Origin of the sequence: Pseudomonas sp. P108, assembly GCF_032613195.1 — a bacterium.
GTDB lineage: Bacteria > Pseudomonadota > Gammaproteobacteria > Pseudomonadales > Pseudomonadaceae > Aquipseudomonas.
Genome location: NZ_CP126691.1, coordinates 6,068,701 through 6,087,151, shown reverse-complemented (window position 1 = coordinate 6,087,151; position 18,451 = coordinate 6,068,701). Strand labels below are relative to the sequence as shown.

Annotated in this window: 15 protein-coding genes; 5 read left to right on the top strand and 10 right to left on the bottom strand. The window is 59.8% G+C overall.

Annotated elements, in window-relative coordinates; all coding sequences use genetic code 11:
- The first annotated feature begins 57 nt into the window (after positions 1-57).
- The 3 genes from creB (at position 58) to creD (ending at position 3,696) form a co-directional block, all read left to right on the top strand.
- A complete protein-coding gene (gene creB, locus QOM10_RS26945; protein ID WP_316917224.1) occupies positions 58-738 on the top strand; it encodes a two-component system response regulator CreB in 681 nt (226 codons plus the stop codon).
- Entirely contained in the window at positions 738-2,156 is a 1,419-nt protein-coding gene (gene creC / locus QOM10_RS26940; RefSeq protein WP_316917223.1) for a two-component system sensor histidine kinase CreC, read from the top strand. Before creB ends, creC begins: the two co-directional genes overlap by 1 nt.
- A gap of 169 nt (positions 2,157-2,325) precedes the next feature.
- Positions 2,326-3,696 carry a cell envelope integrity protein CreD gene (gene creD, locus QOM10_RS26935; protein ID WP_316917222.1) on the top strand — a complete coding sequence of 457 codons (1,371 nt, stop codon included), beginning with the start codon at positions 2,326-2,328 and terminating at the stop codon, positions 3,694-3,696.
- Between the two features lie 208 nt (positions 3,697-3,904).
- On the opposite strand, the gene QOM10_RS26930 is transcribed toward creD, so the two are convergent.
- The 8 genes from QOM10_RS26930 to QOM10_RS26895 form a co-directional block, all read right to left on the bottom strand.
- Complete coding sequence (locus QOM10_RS26930; RefSeq protein ID WP_160042112.1) at positions 3,905-4,534, bottom strand: glutathione S-transferase; 630 nt, start codon at positions 4,532-4,534, stop codon at positions 3,905-3,907.
- A 174-nt stretch (positions 4,535-4,708) separates the two neighbouring features.
- On the bottom strand, positions 4,709-4,888 hold the full coding sequence (locus tag QOM10_RS26925; RefSeq protein ID WP_127930036.1) for a hypothetical protein: 180 nt from the start codon (positions 4,886-4,888) through the stop codon (positions 4,709-4,711).
- Positions 4,885-6,015: a PepSY-associated TM helix domain-containing protein gene (locus QOM10_RS26920; protein ID WP_316917221.1), complete on the bottom strand. Its 1,131-nt coding sequence runs from the start codon at positions 6,013-6,015 to the stop codon at positions 4,885-4,887. The genes QOM10_RS26925 and QOM10_RS26920 overlap by 4 nt, the downstream gene beginning before the upstream one ends.
- Positions 6,016-6,089: 74 nt before the next feature.
- Complete coding sequence (locus tag QOM10_RS26915) at positions 6,090-8,525, bottom strand: TonB-dependent siderophore receptor (RefSeq protein WP_316917220.1); 2,436 nt, start codon at positions 8,523-8,525, stop codon at positions 6,090-6,092.
- Between the two features lie 235 nt (positions 8,526-8,760).
- Complete coding sequence (locus QOM10_RS26910; protein WP_316917219.1) at positions 8,761-9,735, bottom strand: FecR family protein; 975 nt, start codon at positions 9,733-9,735, stop codon at positions 8,761-8,763.
- A complete protein-coding gene (locus QOM10_RS26905; protein WP_189684071.1) occupies positions 9,732-10,208 on the bottom strand; it encodes an RNA polymerase sigma factor in 477 nt (158 codons plus the stop codon). The genes QOM10_RS26910 and QOM10_RS26905 overlap by 4 nt, the downstream gene beginning before the upstream one ends.
- Before the next feature lie 343 nt (positions 10,209-10,551).
- A complete protein-coding gene (locus QOM10_RS26900) occupies positions 10,552-11,259 on the bottom strand; it encodes a PolC-type DNA polymerase III (protein WP_127930031.1) in 708 nt (235 codons plus the stop codon).
- A complete protein-coding gene (locus tag QOM10_RS26895) occupies positions 11,256-13,190 on the bottom strand; it encodes a putative nucleotidyltransferase substrate binding domain-containing protein (protein WP_316917218.1) in 1,935 nt (644 codons plus the stop codon). Before QOM10_RS26895 ends, QOM10_RS26900 begins: the two co-directional genes overlap by 4 nt.
- Positions 13,191-13,448: 258 nt before the next feature.
- Here QOM10_RS26895 and QOM10_RS26890 point away from each other — a divergent pair, with 258 nt between their 5' ends.
- Entirely contained in the window at positions 13,449-13,895 is a 447-nt protein-coding gene (locus QOM10_RS26890; RefSeq protein WP_316917217.1) for a response regulator, read from the top strand.
- Between the two features lie 264 nt (positions 13,896-14,159).
- Here QOM10_RS26890 and QOM10_RS26885 read toward each other — a convergent pair whose 3' ends face one another.
- On the bottom strand, positions 14,160-16,337 hold the full coding sequence (locus QOM10_RS26885; RefSeq protein WP_316917216.1) for a malate synthase G: 2,178 nt from the start codon (positions 16,335-16,337) through the stop codon (positions 14,160-14,162).
- Between the two features lie 455 nt (positions 16,338-16,792).
- Between QOM10_RS26885 and QOM10_RS26880 the strand changes: the two genes are divergently transcribed.
- Positions 16,793-17,311 (top strand): glycine cleavage system protein R, encoded by a 519-nt coding sequence (locus QOM10_RS26880; protein WP_316917215.1) that lies wholly within the window; start codon positions 16,793-16,795, stop codon positions 17,309-17,311.
- 223 nt (positions 17,312-17,534) lie between these two features.
- On the opposite strand, the gene rarD is transcribed toward QOM10_RS26880, so the two are convergent.
- Positions 17,535-18,422, bottom strand: a complete 888-nt coding sequence (gene rarD / locus QOM10_RS26875) for an EamA family transporter RarD (RefSeq protein WP_127930027.1) — start codon at positions 18,420-18,422, stop codon at positions 17,535-17,537.
- Positions 18,423-18,451 lie beyond the last annotated feature (29 nt).

Genomic DNA, 18,451 nt, shown 5'->3' with positions numbered 1-18,451 from the left:
GACGTAACGTCAGGCTTGGGGCACCGTTCGCGCACTTAACCCACGGGCTCGGACGCCATGCCTCATATCCTGATTGTCGAAGACGAAGCGGCGATTGCCGACACGCTGATTTTTGCCTTGCAGGGCGAAGGCTTCACCACCACGTGGCTGAGCCTCGGCGCGGCGGCGCTGGAGCATCAGCGGCAGACCCCGGCCGATCTGATCATCCTCGACATCGGCCTGCCGGATATCAGCGGTTTCGAGACCTGCAAGCAACTGCGGCGCTTCAGCGAGGTGCCGGTGCTGTTCCTCAGCGCCCGCGATGCCGAGATTGATCGCGTGGTGGGTCTGGAAATTGGTGCCGACGATTATGTGGTCAAGCCGTTCAGCCCGCGTGAAGTCGCGGCGCGAGTGAAGGCAATCCTTAAACGCATGGCGCCGCGTCCTGCGATTGAAGCCACTTCAGCGCTATTTAGAATCGATCCGGAGCGGATTCAAATCATTTATCGCGGCCAGACGTTGACCCTGACCCGCCACGAATTCCGCCTGCTGCAATGCCTGCTCGAACAACCCGAGCGGGTGTTCAGTCGTGAGCAATTGCTTGATGCGCTAGGCGTAGCGGCCGACGCCGGCTACGAGCGCAGCATCGACAGTCATATCAAAAGCGTGCGCGCCAAGTTGCGTCAGGTGCGCGCCGACGCCGAGCCGATCCAGACCCATCGCGGCCTCGGTTACAGCTACAGCCCGGGGCACAGCTGATGTCACTGGGGCTGCGGATCTTTCTGGTGTATGTGCTGTTTGTCGGCCTGACCGGTTATTTCGTGCTCAACACGGTGATGGAAGAAATCCGCCCCGGCGTGCGTCAGTCCACCGAAGAAACCCTGGTCGACACCGCCAACCTGATGGCGGAAATCCTGCGGGACGATTTCAATGCCGGCACCCTCAGCGAGAACCGCTGGCCCGAGTTGCTGCGCGCCTATGGCGAGCGTCAGCCGCAAGCGAGCATTTGGGGCTTACCGAAAAATCAGGTCAACCACCGCATTTACGTCACCGACGCCAAAGGCATCGTTGTGCTCGATTCCAGTGGCGTGGCCGTGGGGCAGGACTACTCGCGCTGGAACGATGTCTACCTGACCTTGCGTGGCGAATACGGTGCGCGATCCAGTCGCAGCGATCCGGATGACCCAACATCTTCAGTCATGCACGTCGGCGCGCCGATCCGCGACAACGGGCAGATCATCGGCGTGGTCACCGTGGCCAAACCCAACAGCTCATTGCAGCCTTATGTGGATCGTACCGAACGGCGCCTGCTGTTTTACGGCGCGGGTTTGATCGGCCTCGGTCTGCTCTTTGGTGCCTTGCTGTCGTGGTGGCTGAGCCGCGCACTGCACCGTTTGACCGGTTATGCACAAGCGGTGAGCGAAGGGCGGCGGGTGGAAGTGCCGCACTATCGCGGCGGTGAGCTGGAGCAACTGGCCACAGCGGTTGAGCAGATGCGCACACAGCTGGAGGGCAAGGCGTACGTTGAGCGCTACGTGCATACGTTGACCCATGAACTGAAAAGTCCGCTGGCGGCGATTCGTGGCGCGGCGGAGTTGCTGCAAGGTGAAATGCCGCCGGTTCAACGTCTGCGCTTTATCGGCAACATCGACAGCGAAAGTGCGCGGATGCAGCAGTTGATCGAACGGTTGTTGAATCTGGCACAAGTGGAACAACGTCAGGGCCTTGAAGAGCGGGTCGCTGTGCCGTTGGCGGCGCTGGTTGATCAATTGCTGCAGGGGCAGGCGGCGCGGATTGAAGGCAAACAGTTGCGCATCGAACAGGCGATTGCGGCTGATCTTCTGTTGATCGGCGAGCCATTTCTGCTGCGTCAGGCGTTGGGTAATCTGCTGGAGAATGCGCTGGATTTCACCCCGGTTGAGGGGCTGCTGCGCTTCAGTGCCGAGCGGGTTGGCGAGCAGATCGAATTTCGATTGTTCAATGAAACGGCGCCGATTCCTGACTACGCTTTGCCGCGTTTGACTGAACGCTTCTACTCATTGCCGCGCCCGGACAGTGGGCGGAAAAGCACGGGGCTGGGGCTTAACTTCGTTGAAGAGGTGGTCAAGTTGCATGGTGGGTCGATGCAGATTCGTAATGTTGAAAACGGTGTTGAGGTGACATTGCGCTTGTCTTGATACCGAGTTGCGGCCATCGCGAGCAGGCTCACTCCTACAGGGGAACGCATTCCAGGAGTGAGCCTGCTCGCGATAGGGCCGGTGAAGTCTCCACACAATCTCCACAATCCCCCCACAAAACCCCCACACCCGATCACCAGACTCCCCCCATCCAAACAGGGAGAGTCCCATGAACAAGAATCTGACCATCAAGCTCGGCGCCATCGCCGTGCTGATCCTGCTGTTGCTGATACCTTTATTGATGATCGATGGCGTCATCGACGACCGCCAACAGTTGCGCGACGGCGTGCTCGAAGACATCGCCCGCAGTTCCAGCTACAGCCAGCAATTGAGCGGGCCGGTGATGGTGGTGCCGTATCGCAAAGTGATTCACAACTGGAAAACCAACGACAAAACCAACCAACGCTACGACGAACCGAGCGAAGAGCGCGGGCGTTTGTACTTCCTGCCGGAGCGTTTCGAACTCGACGGCCAGGTGCAAACCGAGCTGCGTGCGCGCGGCATTTATGAGGCGCGGCTGTTCCACGCCGATAACCGTGTCAACGGCCATTTCTCGTTGCCGGCGCAGTTGGGCATCAAAGAAGACTTTAGCGACTACCAGTTCGATGCACCGTTTCTCGCGGTCGGTATCAGCGACATTCGCGGCATCGAAAATGCGCTGAAACTGGAACTCGACGGCCAGCGTCTGGACTTCGTGCCGGGGACTCAAGTGGGCTGGCTCGGCGAGGGTGTACGAGTGACGCTGCCGCTGCTCGACACCAGCAAAACCACGGAACTGAGCTTCGGTTTTGACCTGCGTCTGCAAGGCACCGGTTCATTGCAGGTGTTGCCAGTGGGCAAGAGCAGCAGCGTCAGCCTCACTGCGAATTGGCCGCATCCAAGTTTCATCGGCAATTTCCTGCCGGCCAAGCGTGAGATCAACGATCAGGGTTTCAGCGCCGATTGGCAGACCACGTTCTTCTCCACCAACCTGCAAGACGCCATGAGCCGTTGCGTCAGCAGCAATGATTGCGAGGCATTCAACGGCCGCAGCTTTGGCGTGAGCTTCATCGATCCGGTAGATCAATATTTGAAGAGTGACCGGGCGATCAAATACGCGTTGCTGTTCATCGTCCTGACGTTCGCCGGTTTCTTCCTGTTCGAAGTGCTCAAAAGTCTGGCCGTGCACCCGGTGCAATACGCGCTGGTCGGTGTGGCGTTGGCGTTCTTTTATCTGTTGTTGCTCTCGCTGTCGGAGCACATTGGTTTCGCCCCGGCGTATCTGTTGTCGGCCAGCGGTTGTGTGTTGTTGATCGGGTTTTATGTCTGCCACGTGTTGCGCAGTGTGCGTCACGGCTTGAGTTTTTCGGCGGGGCTGGCGGCGTTGTATGGCCTGCTCTATGGCTTGCTGAGCGCCGAGGATTACGCATTGTTGATGGGCTCGTTGTTGCTGTTCGGTCTGCTCGGTGTGTTCATGGTGCTGACGCGCAAACTGGATTGGTACGGGATCGGGCAGAAGCCGGCGAAGCCGTTGGAGTTTGATGTGGGGGCGATGCAATGAGCCGGTCGCTGGGATTGCGTGAGGATCAGTGCTGGAAGGATGAGTTGGTGACGCGGATTATCGGGTTTTTGCCTGTGGAACCGAGGTGGTGCATTCGCGAGCAGGCTCGCTCCCACAGGATGGGTGTTGGAACAGAGATGTCTGCCATACCCAAAAACAATGTGGGAGCGAGCCTGCTCGCGAAGAGGCCCGAACAAGCGCCGCCTACTTAAGGCTTGGGCATGGTGGCGATCATGGACGGTCGCTGACTCACTTCAAAAAACCAGTTGGCCAGTTGCGGGTTGGCCTCACGCCAGCCCAGATCCGGGAAACGCAGGTCGAGGTAACCCAGCGCACACGCGACGCTGATGGCGGCCACGTCGAAATGGCTGGTCAGCTCGGCAATCGCGTCGTTTTCCAACACAGCGAGAGCGCGGCGGATCTTGTCGCGCTGGGCCTCGAGCCATTCGTCCCAATGTTTTTCCGGAGCACGCAGGACCATTTCATAACGCACCATCACCGACGCATCCATGATCCCGTCGGCCATCGAGGCCAGGGTCAGACGCCGCCAGCGGGCCGCGCCTTCGCGCGGGATCAGCGGGTTGCCGACGTGTTGCTGGTCGAGGTATTCGAGGATCACACGGCTGTCATGGATCACATTGCCGTCGGCCAGACGCAGGGCGGGGATCTTGCCCAGCGGGTTGTCGAGATTGAGTTCGGCGCTCGGACTGACCGGGCTGAGCACGCAGTCTTGCAAGGCGACGCGATCCTGCTGGCCGGTTTCGTGCAGCAACACCATCACTTTGCGCACGAACGGGGAGAGCGTGTTGTGGTACAGGGTCATGCTGGGGGCGGACATTGGCAGGGTCTCGATCAGAACGATGAGGGAGCAGCATAGCGCGTAACGCCACGTCCTCAAGCCCAGTGCAAAACCAATGTGGGAGCGAGCCTGCTCGCGAAGGCGTCGGTACAGTCAACATTGGTGTTGAATGTCAGAGCGCTTTCGCGAGCAGGCTCGCTCCCACAGGTTTCTTTAGCTTCGCTGCAGCAATCCTCTTATGGCCAGAACCGCCGGCACACCCAGACCAACCCAGCTCAGCGCATCCCAAATCCCATCCCCAAGCAACGCCGCAAACAACCCCGCCGCGCTGAGCAATGCAATCACGATCGGCGTGCTGAACACCTTCCAGAAATTCGACTGACGCGGTTTCATGCAGAGGCCTCCGCCGTTTCCAGCACAGGCTTCGCCGCTTTGCGCCGCACCACCCACAGGTACACGCCACTGACGAGGACGATGATGGTCAACACATCGAGGGTGGCCCAGAGAATTTTCATCGGCATGCCGCCGTAATCACCGAAGTGCAGCGGCTGCGACATGCCCATGGCGTCCATGTACCACGGTCGTTCGGCCACAGCGGTGACCTGCAGCGTGGTGGCATCGATCAGCACCGGTGTCAGCAGGTGTGAGGTCAAATGCGTGCCGCCCTTCATGAACACCGAATAATGGTGCTCGCTGGAAAACCGTGTGCCGGGGAAAGCGATGAAATCCGGTTTCATGCCCGGCGCGACTTCAGCCGCGATGTCGAGCAACCGCGTGGCCGGTGCCAGGTGAGTCAGCGGTGGCGCTTCGCGGTAAGGTTCGATCAGCGCAGTCAGTGCTTCATTGCGCCAAGCGGCGATCAGCAGGTCGGCGCAAGCGCTGATCACGCCGGTCACGCCGACCACCAACGCCCAGGTCAGGGTGACCACGCCAATCAGGTTATGCAGGTCGAGCCAGCGCAAGCGGGTTGATTTGTCTTGGCGTACGGTGCCGAACTTCAAACGGCGCATGAACGGCAAATACAGCACCGTCCCGGATACGATGGCCACGACAAACAGCAGCCCCATGAACGCCAGCAGCAACTTGCCCGGCAGCCCGGCGAACATGTCGACGTGCAGGCGCAGGATAAACAGCATCAAACCGCCGTTGGCCGACGGCGTTTCCAGCGCTTCACCGGTACGTGCATCGAGCATGAAGGTGTGCGACGAGTTCGGTTCAGTGCCGGCGGTTTTCGCCATGATCGTCAGCACGGCATTCGGCTCATCGTCGTCGAAACCGAAGTACTGCACGACGTCATCGGGACGATGTTTTTCTGCGGCCTCGACCAGCTGCGCCAGATTCAGCCGTGGCGTGTCGGCCGGCATCTCGCGCACTTCGGGCGCATCGCCGAGCAGGTGCTCGATCTCGTGATGGAAAATCAGTGGCAGACCGGTCAGTGCCAGCATCAGCAAAAACACGGTGCAGACCAGGCTGGTCCAGGTATGCACGAACGACCAGCGGCGGATTGTTTTACTTTTCATTTCATGACCTTCAAAAACACCAAAGCCGTCCACGAGGGACGGCCTGGTCACAGGGCCTGTTTCAGCTCAATCGCTTACCACTTGTAAGTGGCGCTGGCGACGACACTGCGCGTGTCGCCGTAGTAGCAGTAGAAGCTGTCGCAGGTGGAAATGTATTCCTTGTCGAACAGGTTGGTCGCGTTGAGTGCCAGCGACGCGCCTTTGAGGCTGTTGTCCAGACGGCCGAGGTCGTAATGCACGCTCGCGTCGAACACGGTGTAGGCGTCAGCCTTGCCCAGCCAGGTGTTGGCCTTGTCGCCGTAGGTGTTGCCGGTGTAACGCACGCCACCGCCAATGCCGAAGCCGTCGAGTACGCCGGCGTGCCAGGTGTAATCGGTCCACAGCGACGCTTGCTGGTTCGGCATCAGTTGCAGGCGATTGCCCTTGTCGACGCCATTCTGCACTTCGGATTTGGCGAGGGTGTAGGCGGCGATGACTTTCAGGTTGTCGGTGACGTCGGAAACCGCTTCCAGCTCCAGGCCTTTGACTTTCACTTCGCCAGTCTGGCTGGTGATCGACACGTTGTTGACGAAGGTGTTGACCGAGACGTTCTTCTGGGTGAGGTCATACACGGCGGCGGTCAGCAGGGTTTTGCTGCCCGGCGGCTGGTACTTGATGCCCAGTTCCCACTGCTTGCCTTCGGTCGGCTTGAGCGAGCCGGTCGAGGTGGCATCAGCGCCCGTGGTCGGCTGGAAGGATTCGGCGTACGACAGGTACGGCACGAAACCGTTGTCGAAGACGTAGCTGAGCGCGGCGTTGCCGCTGAAGGCCTTGTCGCGCTGGGTGTTGGTGGCATCACCCTTGTTGATGAATTTGGTGCTGGTGTGTACCCAGTCTTCACGGCCGCCGAGAGTCAGGCGCCACTGGTCGAGGGCCATTTGGTCCTGCACGTACAGGCCGGTCTGGTAGGTCTTCTGGTCGTAATCGTAAAACGCGGTGGAACGCGCTGGACGAATGATCGGCTGGCCGTAGATCGGGGTGATCACGTTGGTGCCCGGAGTGGTATCCGAAAAGCCGAAGATCGAGGTGTAGTTGGTGTTGCTGCGCTGGTGATCAAGGCCCAGCAGCAGGGTGTGGCGGATGTCGCCGGTAGCGAAGTCGGCCTGGAAGTTGTTGTCCACGGCGAACTGGCTGATGTCTTCTTCGACGCTGGTGCTGGTGCGTCCGACATTGCCTTGATCATCCACTTCGGTGAATGGGTACGACCCCGGTGTCAGCGACTGGAACGACAGATCCGACTTGGTGTAGCGCAGGTTCTGCTTGAACTGCCAGACATCGTTCAGACGATGTTCGAAGGCATAGCCCAGCGCGTAGTAGGTGCGATCGTAATATTCCCAGTCCGGATCACCCAGATTCTTGTGGTGAGAGATATCGCCGAACGGTGACTTGATCTTAGTGCCCTGAATTGGCAGAAACTGGCTGGTGATGCCGGTATCGTCGCGGGTGAACTGGCTCAGCAGGGTGAGCTTGGTGTCATCGTCGATGTTCCAGGTCAGGCTCGGCGCGATGTTGTAGCGCTTGTTGTCGACGTGATCGACCTGGGTGCCGCTGTCGCGCACCACACCGCTGAGGCCATAGAGAAACTGGCCGGCGTCGTCGATCTTGCCGGTGCTGGCGAAGTTGATCTGGCGATGGTTGTCGCTGCCGTACTGCAACTGGATTTCGTTGCTGGCTTCGGCGCTTGGGCGACGGCTGACCATGTCGAGCAGACCGCCCGGTGGGGTCTGGCCGTAAACCGAGGAGGCCGGGCCGCGCAGCAGGGCGAGGCGGTCGAGGTTCCAGGTTTCCTGTTTCGGGTTGGCGTACACGCCTTTTGGCAGCGGCAGGCCATCGAGGAACTGGGTCGGCTCGAAACCGCGTACGCGCAGCCAGTCGGCGCGGGTGTCGCTGCCGTAGCTGCTGGCGGTGATGCCCGGCATGTAGCGCACGGCATCGTCGAGGCTGTGCACGCTGCGGTCGTCCATTTGCTGACGGGTCGCCACCGAGATCGAGCGCGGTGCTTCGACCAGTGCGGTGTCGGTCTTGGTGCCAGCGGCGGTGCGAGTGGCGGTGTAGCCTTCGACCGGGCCCCAGGCACTTTCGAAGTTTTCTACACCGATGACCGAAGTTTCCGGCAGGGCCATCACGCCTTCAGGCACGGCAACCAGGGTGTAAGTGCCGGTGCTGCTTTGTTCCAGTTGCAGACCGGTGCCACGCAGTGCCGCGCGCAGAGCGCCAGCCGCATCGTATTGGCCGTTGACCGGCGCCGAGGTCTTGCCTGCCGCCAGCGACGGATTCAGCGACAGCGCAATCCCGCCCTGGCTGGCGATCTGGTTGAGGGTCGTCGACAGTGGCGCCGCTGGCAAGTTGTAGGCGCGTACGCTGGACGCTTGTTCAGCGGCAAGCAACGGACTGCTGATCAGCGGCGCGCTGAGCGCGATGGCGACAGCCAGCAGACTGGGGCGCAACAAGGTGTCTAGCGAACGGGACATACGGCGGCTCCTGAATGGAAATATTTCTCAATTGCCTGTGTGCCGGATGAAAAGCAAAAAGTGATAGGGCTGGATGAAAATAATTTCGATTAACTGGAAAACAGCCACATTTCTGCGGGCTTGATCGTTCCCACGCTCCGCGTGGGAATGCCTCAATGGACGCTCTGCGTCCGCTTCGGCAGGGACGCAGAGCGTCCCGGGCTGCATTCCCACGCAGAGCGTGGGAACGATCAGATCAAGGGGAGGAGGGCTCGGCCTTCGCGACTGTGACCCAATACGGCGTATGCCGCTCGATCTGCACCGGCAGGGTCGGCAGCAGCGCGCTCAGGGCCTTATCGGTGTCATGCAGCGGGAAGCTGCCGGTAATCCGCAAATCCGCCACTTCCGGCGCCACGCCCAGATGCCCGCGACGATAACGCCCGAGCTCATGCACCAGATCGCCAAGGCGTGCGTTATCCACCACCAACATGCCTCGGGTCCAGGCATCGGCGCCGGGGTTGAGCGCGACAATCGAACCCAATCCGTCACTGCGCAGCAGCACCTGCTGGCCTTCATGGAGGATTTGCTCTTCAGGATTGGATTGCGGGTGCGCCGCGACTGCCGACTGCAACACGCTCAGACGCGTGCCTTCGTCTTCACGCTTGACCAGAAACCGCGTACCCAGGGCGCGCATGCTGCCTTCGCGGGTTTCGACGATAAAGGGGCGTGCATCGCCATGCCCGGTCTCGACGAGAATTTCGCCTTCTTGCAACACGATCAATCGGCGCTTGTCATCGAAACGCACATCCACCGCACTGTGGGTGTTCAGATTCAAAACAGTGCCGTCCGCCAGGTGCACGGTGCGCTGTTCGCCCGTAGCAGTGCGTTGATCGGCGAGCCAGTAATCCAGCGGCATAAACCGTTCGCTGGCGAAAAGCCCCACACCAACAAGCACCACAACGCTGGCCAGCCCACTGCCAAGCTTGCGTACCCGTCGGCGAATGCCTTCGCGTGATTGCAGCAGCGCACTGCGCGCCGGCCCTTTAGCCATGCTGAAACGCTGATCGAGCATGCCCAGTTGCCGCCACGCACGGGCGTGTTCTTCATGGGCCGCATGCCATTTGGCGAACTCTTCGCGCTCCAGCGGACTGCTCGAGTCGAGGGTCAGTTGCCAGGCAATCGCCGCATCCAGCACATGCGCCGGCACCGGTCTGGAACTGGCCGGGCTCATGTCGGCTCACCGTACAGGGCGATGTAGCACTGGCGAATGCCTTGCGCCAGATACTGGCGCACACGCGGCACCGAGACGCCGAGCTTGTCGGCGATCTCGGCATGGCTGAGGCCATCGAGGCGGTTATAAAGGAAAGCGGCACGAGCCTTGGTCGACAGTTTGCCGAGCAAGCGGTCGATGGCTTTGAGGTCTTCGAGGATCATTTGCTGTTCTTCCACCGACGGTTGTTCGCCTTCGGGGATCAGCATCAGTTCGGTGAGGTAGGCCTGTTCCAGCGCCGCACGGCGGAAGTAGTCGAACAGCAGGCCTTTGGCGATCGCCACCAGAAAGGCCCGCGGCTCGCGGGGTGTCAGCATTTCGTCGCGACCGAGCAGACGGACGAAGGTGTCCTGACTCAGGTCTTCGGCACGCTGCGGACACGCCACATTTCGTCGCAGCCATGCCAGCAGCCAGCCGCGATGGTCACGATACATCGCACCGACGAGCTCACTGTTAGGGCTTGGGACTGACGACACCGGACATCACCGATTGGGAAATGTTAACTAACGCGAATTGTTCGCGATTGTGGCAGAGGTGGGAATGGTTAGCAATTGGCCACTGGTCAGGTGGGCGGTTAAAGGCAGACCCTCACCCTAGCCCCCCCGAAACGTCGGACCGCCCAGAGGGAGAGGGGATCGATCGGGGGATATTCTAGAGGTACACCGACCTGAACGATTTTTAGCGAATCCTCAATCGACTCGATCTTTCAGGTCGATATAAAGCGTCAGACACTTCGGTCGGCTCCCTCTCCCTCGGGGAGAGGGCTGGTCTTCTGATTTAGAACGAAGGCGCCTGCTGCCGCCGCTTCCACTGACTCAACCGCTGCTGCAAATTCAACGGACTATGAATCTGCTGTCCCCGCGCCCGGCTGAACAGAATCAACGCCAGTTCCGCCGTCGCCAGCGCATCGGCGCTCGCGTTATGCCGCTCGAACACTTCAAGCTTGAACCAGTCGATCCACTCATCCAGCCCGGCCTCACGAATATTCGCCTGCGGACACACCAGCGGTGCAATGTCGGCGACATCCAGAAAGACCTGCTGCAACTTGTGCCCCAAATGCTCCTTCAACGCGCGCCCGAGCATGTGCTGATCGAACGGCGCATGAAACGCCAATACCGGGCTTTCACCGATAAACTCCAATAACTCCAGCAACGCCTCGGCCGGTTCACTGCCGGCTGCAATCGCGTTCGGCCCCAAGCCGTGAATCAACACACTGGGGCTGAGCTTCAGCTCGCGGCATTGCAGCGTGCGCTCGAACTGCTGGCTGAAATCGATTGCGCCATCCTCGATCACCACCGCGCCAATCGACAACACACGATCCTTGTTCAGGTTCAGTCCGGTGGTTTCCAGATCCAGCACCACCCAACGTTGTTCGCGCAACGTGCATTCGCGCAGTTCGGTAATCGCCGGCAGCTGCGCCAGACGCTGCTGGAAATCCACCGGCACCACCGCACTCGCCGGGCGCAGCCACGAGAACAGGCTCATAGCTGATACCGCAAGGTCAGGCTGCTTTGCAGGCGCTGGGCCTGGCGCAGGGATTCTCGCAGGATGCGCCGGTCGAGGTGATTGAGGCTGTCCGGGTCGACGCGGTTGGAGTAGGGCAGATTCTCCCGCGTCTGCAGTTGATGTTGTTGCATGCGCGTTTGCTGAATGAAGTGATAGGCCTCTTCATACGCCGCGCCATCCAGGCGCTCAATGACTTCTTTCTCGACCAACTGACGGAAGCGCTCAAGGGTGTTGTTGGCGTCGATGCCGTTGGCCAGCGCCAGCAGTCGCGCGCCATCCACGAACGGCGTCAGCCCCTGCACCTTGAGATCCAGTGTGGCTTTCTCGCCGTTCTTGCGCGCCAGCACAAACTCACGGAAACGTCCCACCGGTGGACGATTGCGCAGGGCGTTCTCGGCCAGCATGCGCTGGAACAAACGGTTGTCGCCGACCTGATCGAGGATGCCTCGGCGCAGTTGTTCACAGCCTTGTTCATCTCCCCAGACCACGCGCAAGTCGAAATAAATGCTCGACCCGAGCAGATTCTCCGGCGTCGCCTCACGAATAAAAGCTGCAAAACGCCGTGCCCATTCCGCTCGCGACAAACACAGCTCGGGGTTGCCGGCCATGATGTTGCCTTTGCACAGGGTGAAGCCGCACAGCGCCAGACTCTGGTTGATCTGCTGGGCAATCGGCAGCAGCTTGCCGCGAATCTCTGCTGCATGCGCCGCGTCTCGCGCGTCGAACAAAATGCCGTTGTCCTGATCGGTGTGCAGCGTCTGCTCGCGGCGGCCTTCGCTGCCAAAGCACAACCAACTGAACGGCACGCCGGGGTCACCTTTTTCCGCGAGAGTCAGTTCGATCACCCGGCACACGGTGTGGTCGTTGAGCAAGGTGATGATGTGGGTGATCTGCGTCGAAGAAGCACCGTGGGCGAGCATGCGTTCGACCAGTTGGCCGATCTCGCCGCGCAGGCTCACCAGTTGTTCGACGCGTTGCGCGCTGCGAATGGTCCGCGCCAGATGCACCAGATCGACCCGTTGCAGGGAAAACAGATCGCGCTCGGAGACCACGCCGCACAAACGCTGATCCTTGACCAGGCAAACGTGGGCGATGTGCCGTTCGGTCATGGCAATCGCTGCATCGAAGGCGCTGTGATCCGGCGAAAGATAGAAGGGCGAAGGCGTCATGTGGCGCTCGATGGCTTCACTGAAATCACCGATGCCTTCAGCCACAACGTGGCGCAAATCGCGCAGGGTGAAAATTCCCAGCGGCGCCTTGTGTTCGTCCACCGCAACGATGCTGCCGACCTGTTGCTCGTGCATCAGTTTCACCGCTTCACGCAGTGGTGTGTCGGGGCTACAGGTGACCGGGTGGCGCATGGCCAATTCGCCAAGTCGGGTGTTCAGCGAGTACTGCGTGCCGAGGGTTTCCACGGCTTTCTGCTGCACTTGCTGGTTGACCTGATCGAGCAGGCTGCTGACTCCGCGCAAGGCGAAGTCGCGAAAGGCGTTGGAGAGGGCGAACAGTTTGATGAACGCCAGTTTGTTCAGTTGCAGGCAGAACGTATCTTCGCCAGCCAAGTGCTCGGTGCGGGTTGCGCGTTCACCGAGCAGCGCGGCCAGCGGAAAGCATTCGCCGGTGGTGATTTCAAACGTGGTCTCGGTGCCGGGCTTGGTGATGTGCTGACGTTCGCCGACCACCCGACCTTGCTTGACGATATAGAAGTGTTCGACCGGGCCGTCGGCAGGTTTGATGATGCTCTCGCCCTGGCCGTAGAAACGCAGCTGACATTGCTCCACCAGATAAGCGAGGTGGGCGTGTTCCATCTGATTGAAGGGCGGGAAGCGCTGGAGGAATTGCAGGGTGCCCTGAATGTTCTGCAATACCGCGGTTTTCCCTGCCTGGGTGAAGGCGTCCGCTTTACTCATAACCATTACCGCAGTCTTTTTCGAATTGTTGTTGTCGGATCGTTCCGGCCATGGTCGACCCCTGCGGACAGGGTGCCCATTGGACGTAAGTCTAGGTTTTGCCACCATTGGCGCAGTTTCGGAGATGCCCTACGCAAACAGTCGGAAATTCCCTTGCTTGCCCCCTTGGAAAAAAATCCGACGAAGTGCACATTGAAGCTCTGCCCCGCGATGTCTGACCACTTGCCAAGGGACTGTTTTGAATACTTAGAGAACGCCATGTCCGACCACGATATTTTGAGCGATGCCGAGCGAGAAGCGCTCAGTGCAGTCATGCTCGAACCTGATCTTCCACCTCAGCGTGTATTGATCGTTGATGACGACAAGGACGCCCGGGAGCTGTTGTCGGAGATTCTCGCGTTGGACGGCATTCGTTGCATGACTGCGGCCAGTGGCGAGACTGCGCTGAAGATGCTGGAGGAGAAACCTTCGATCGGGCTGGTGATCACCGATCTGCGCATGGGCCATGTCGGTGGGCTTGAGCTGATTCGGCAGGTACGCGAATCGGTGCGGGCGGCGATGCCGATCATCATTGTGTCGGGTGATGCTGATGTGAAAGACGCGATCGCGGCGATGCATTTGAGCGTGGTGGATTTTCTGCTCAAGCCGATTGATACGGACAAGTTGCTCGGTCTGGTCAAACACGAGTTGGGTATCGATCCTTAAAAGCCCCTCACCCTAACCCTCTCCCAGAGGGAGAGGGGACTGACCGCGGTGAATGTGCAAGGTACACCGACTTGAAATTACCGAGTCGAACTCAGAACTTGAAGCTTCCCCAATCTGCTCCCTTCCCCCTCGCCCCCTTGGGGGAGAGGGCTGGGGTGAGGGGGATCGATCTCAAGCCCTCCACAAATACCAGCCCACACCACACAAACAAAAAAGCCCTGATCTTTCGATCAGGGCTTTTTCATGTCCGGCATTCAGCGCAAGTTACAGGCCGTTGGCCTTCTTGAACTCGCGACGACGACGGTGCAGCACCGGCTCGGTGTAGCCGTTCGGCTGCTTGGTGCCTTCGATCACCAGTTCGACCGCCGCCTGGAAGGCGATGTTGCTGTCGAAGTTCGGGGCCAGCGGACGGTACAGCGGGTCGTTGGCGTTCTGACGATCCACCACCGGCGCCATGCGCTTGAGGCTTTCCATCACTTGCGCCTCAGTGACCACGCCGTGGCGCAGCCAGTTGGCGATGTGCTGGCTGGAGATGCGCAGCGTGGCACGGTCTTCCATCAGGCCGACGTCATTGATGTCCGGTACTTTCGAGCAACCCACGCCCTGGTCGATCCAGCGCACCACGTAACCGAGAATGCCCTGGGCATTGTTGTCCAGTTCGTTCTTGATCTGCTCTGGCGTCCAGTTCGGATTGACCGCCAACGGGATGGTCAGGATGTCGTCTACCGAAGCGCGAGCACGTTTGGCCAGTTCGGCCTGACGAGCGAACACATCAACCTTGTGGTAGTGCAGCGCGTGCAGTGCAGCGGCGGTCGGCGACGGTACCCAAGCGGTGTTGGCGCCGGCCAATGGATGCGCGATTTTCTGCTCAAGCATCGCCGCCATCAGATCCGGCATCGCCCACATGCCTTTACCGATTTGCGCACGACCTTGCAGGCCGGTGCTCAGACCGATATCGACGTTCCAGTTTTCGTACGCGCCGATCCACTTCTCAGCCTTCATGTCAGCCTTGCGCACAACCGGGCCGGCTTCCATGGAGGTGTGGATTTCGTCGCCGGTGCGGTCGAGGAAGCCGGTGTTGATGAACACCACGCGCTCACTGGCAGCCTTGATGCAGGCCTTGAGGTTGACCGTGGTGCGGCGCTCCTCGTCCATGATCCCGACTTTCAGGGTGTTGCGCGCAAGGCCCAGCACGTCTTCGATGCGGCCGAACAGCTCGTTGGTGAACGCCGCTTCTTCCGGGCCGTGCATCTTCGGTTTAACGATGTACACGGAACCGGTGCGAGTGTTGCGGCGCGAGGTGTTGCCATTGAGGTTGTGCATCGCCGCGAGGCTAGTGACCAGACCGTCGAGGATGCCTTCCGGCACTTCGTTACCGTCTTTGTCGAGGATTGCGTCGATGGTCATCAGGTGACCCACGTTGCGCACGAACAACAGCGAACGGCCGTGCAGGGTCACTTCACCGCCGTTCGGCGCGGTGTAGGTGCGATCCGGGTTCATGGTGCGGGTGAAGGTCTGACCGCCCTTGGACACGGATTCCGCCAGGTCGCCCTTCATCAGCCCGAGCCAGTTGCGGTAGATCACCACTTTGTCGTCGGCATCGACGGCAGCCACGGAGTCTTCGCAGTCCATGATGGTGGTCAGCGCGGCTTCCATCAGGATGTCTTTGACGCCGGCGGCGTCGGTCTGGCCGACCGGAGTGGTGGCATCGACCTGGATTTCGAAGTGCAGACCATTGTGTTTCAGCAGGATGGCGATTGGCGCGTTGGCGTCGCCCTGGAAACCGATCAGTTGTGCGTCATCGCGCAGGCCAGTGTTGCTGCCGCCCTTGAGGGTGACCAGCAGTTTGCCGTCAGCGATTTTGTAGCCGGTCGAATCGACGTGAGAGCCAGCCGCCAATGGCGCAGCTTCATCGAGGAACGCACGGGCGAAGGCGATGACTTTGTCGCCACGCACCTTGTTGTAGCCTTTGCCTTTTTCCGCGCCACCTTCTTCGCTGATCGCGTCGGTGCCGTAAAGGGCGTCATACAGCGAACCCCAGCGGGCGTTCGAGGCATTGAGAGCGAAGCGGGCGTTCATCACCGGCACAACAAGTTGCGGGCCGGCGGTACGGGCGATTTCATCATCGACGTTTTGTGTCGTTGCCTGGAAATCAGCCGCTTCTGGCAGCAGATAACCGATTTCTTGCAGGAAGGCTTTATAGGCCACGGCGTCGTGCGCCTGACCGTTGCGTTCCTGGTGCCAGGCATCAATGCGGGCCTGGAAGTCATCGCGTTTGGCGAGTAGGGCTTTGTTCTTCGGCGCCAGGTCATGAATGACCTTGTCGGCACCTTCCCAGAATTTGTCGGCGGTGAGGCCGGTACCGGGAATGGCTTCGTTGTTCACGAAGTCGAACAGGACTTTGGCGACCTGCAGGCCACCGACTTGAACGTGTTCAGTCATTGCTTGCCTCACTCTGCTCAGCTATTTCGCTTTTCAGCTCTTCAATTTTGACAATGAAGCCTCTGGCCATTTAAACCACAAACCTGCCGACCAGTACATGCCATTGCTGGCGGCTGGGCTGGGACCAATCAACGGCTTGGGGGCCTTGCTGACAGGGCTTTCAGGGTTGCGAACGTGCCTTGGGCAGACATCGATCCAGCGTTATGTAGTGCGCGCTGCGGCATACTACATGATGAGTTGCGCTTGTGAAAATCAGACTAATAACGTCGTTCTGCGACCTCATGACGCATTGCAGTCACGTCGCGGAACCGGATGTTCTCAAAAAACAGCTGGATTGTTCCAGTTAAATATAAAAAGTTGTACACGATTTGTCGTTTCGCGCGTCTGAGGCGGCTGACCATCCCTTGCCTATACTTGCTCTTCCATAACAAAAGTCATGACAAGAGGGCTGCGCCATGGACCATCTCGTACTCACTGTTTTCGCCCCGGACAAGCCCGGACAGGTCGAGCGCATCGCCCAATGCATTGCCGAGCACGGCGGTAACTGGCTGGAAAGCCGCATGTCGCGAATGGCCGGGCAGTTCGCCGGGATTCTTCGGGTGGGCGTGCCGGGAGAGGCTTACGACGAATTAGTCGATTCCCTACAAGCACTGACGGTGCATGGCATCCGCGTGCTGATTGCCGAAAGTGGTATCGAACAATCCTGTACCTGGAAACCGATCGCCATGGAGTTGGTGGGCAATGATCGGCCGGGGATTGTGCGGGACATCACCCGGTTGTTGAGCGAGCAGGGTGTAAACCTGGAAAGGCTGGTCACGGAAGTGCGTCCGGCGCCGATGAGCAGTGAGCCGCTGTTCCATGCTGAGGCGATTCTCGCGGTACCGCTGACCTTGTCGCTCGACGTCTTGCAGTCGCGTCTGGAAACCCTGGCTGACGATCTGATGGTGGAACTGGTGTTACGCACAGACGTTTAAGCACCGATCAGGTTATCCAGTTTAAACGTGCACCTGCCTGTGGATAACCTGTAGAGACTGTCGTCAACGCCACACCCGCCGTGGCTTTGCGGGAGTTGATCAAAAAACCGCCAACATTCAGTGACTTGCGCACAAACGGCGGGGATCACGCTGTGGATAACCTTGGGAAGGAACGATACAGGCCACGAGAACCGTGGCCTGTGAGGGTTTGTGCGTTTTTTGATCAGCTGCGCCGGCGCAGACTTATCCACGCATCAACGCTGTAAACGGCCAGACCGGCCCAGATGAAGATAAACGCGACCAGCGTGCTCGACGACAAGTGCTCACCGAACAGCAGCACCGCTTGCAACAGCACCAGGGTCGGGGCGAGGTATTGCAGGAAGCCGATCGTGGTGTACGGCAAATGGCGCGTGGCGGCGTTGAAGCACACCAGCGGCACCAATGTGACCGGACCGGCCGCCACCAGCCACCAGGCTTGGGACGTAGTCCAGAACTCAGGTTGCGCACTGGTCGCGGTCTGGTTGAAAAGCAGCCAGGCAATCGCGATCGGTACCAGCATCCAGGTTTCCACCACCAACCCCGGCAACGCCTTGACCGGTGCCTGTTTGCGGATCAAGCCGTAGAAGCCAAACGTCAACGCCAGCACCAGCGAAACCCACGGCAGACTGCCGACCTGCCAAACCTGTTGCGCGACACCGACCGCCGCCAGACCGACCGCGAGCCACTGCATCCGGCGCAAGCGTTCGCCGAGAATCAACATGCCCAACAGCACGTTTACCAAGGGGTTGATGTAGTAACCGAGGCTCGCTTCGAGCATGCGCCCGTTGTTCACCGACCACACGTAGGTCAGCCAGTTGGCCGCGATCAGCGTTCCGCTCAAGGCCAGAATCGCCAGTCGCTTGGGATTGTCGAGCAACTCGCGCAACCAGCCCGGGTGTTTCCACACCATCAGCAACAGCGCGCCGAACAGTGCCGACCACAGCACCCGATGGATGATGATTTCGACCGCCGGTACTTCGGCAATGGCTTTGAAGTAGATCGGGAACAGGCCCCAGATGATGTAGGCACTCAGGCCCAGAATGTACCCGCGACGCGGGTTGGCGGCTTGCATGCAGAATCCTTGCTTAGGCAGCTAACAAA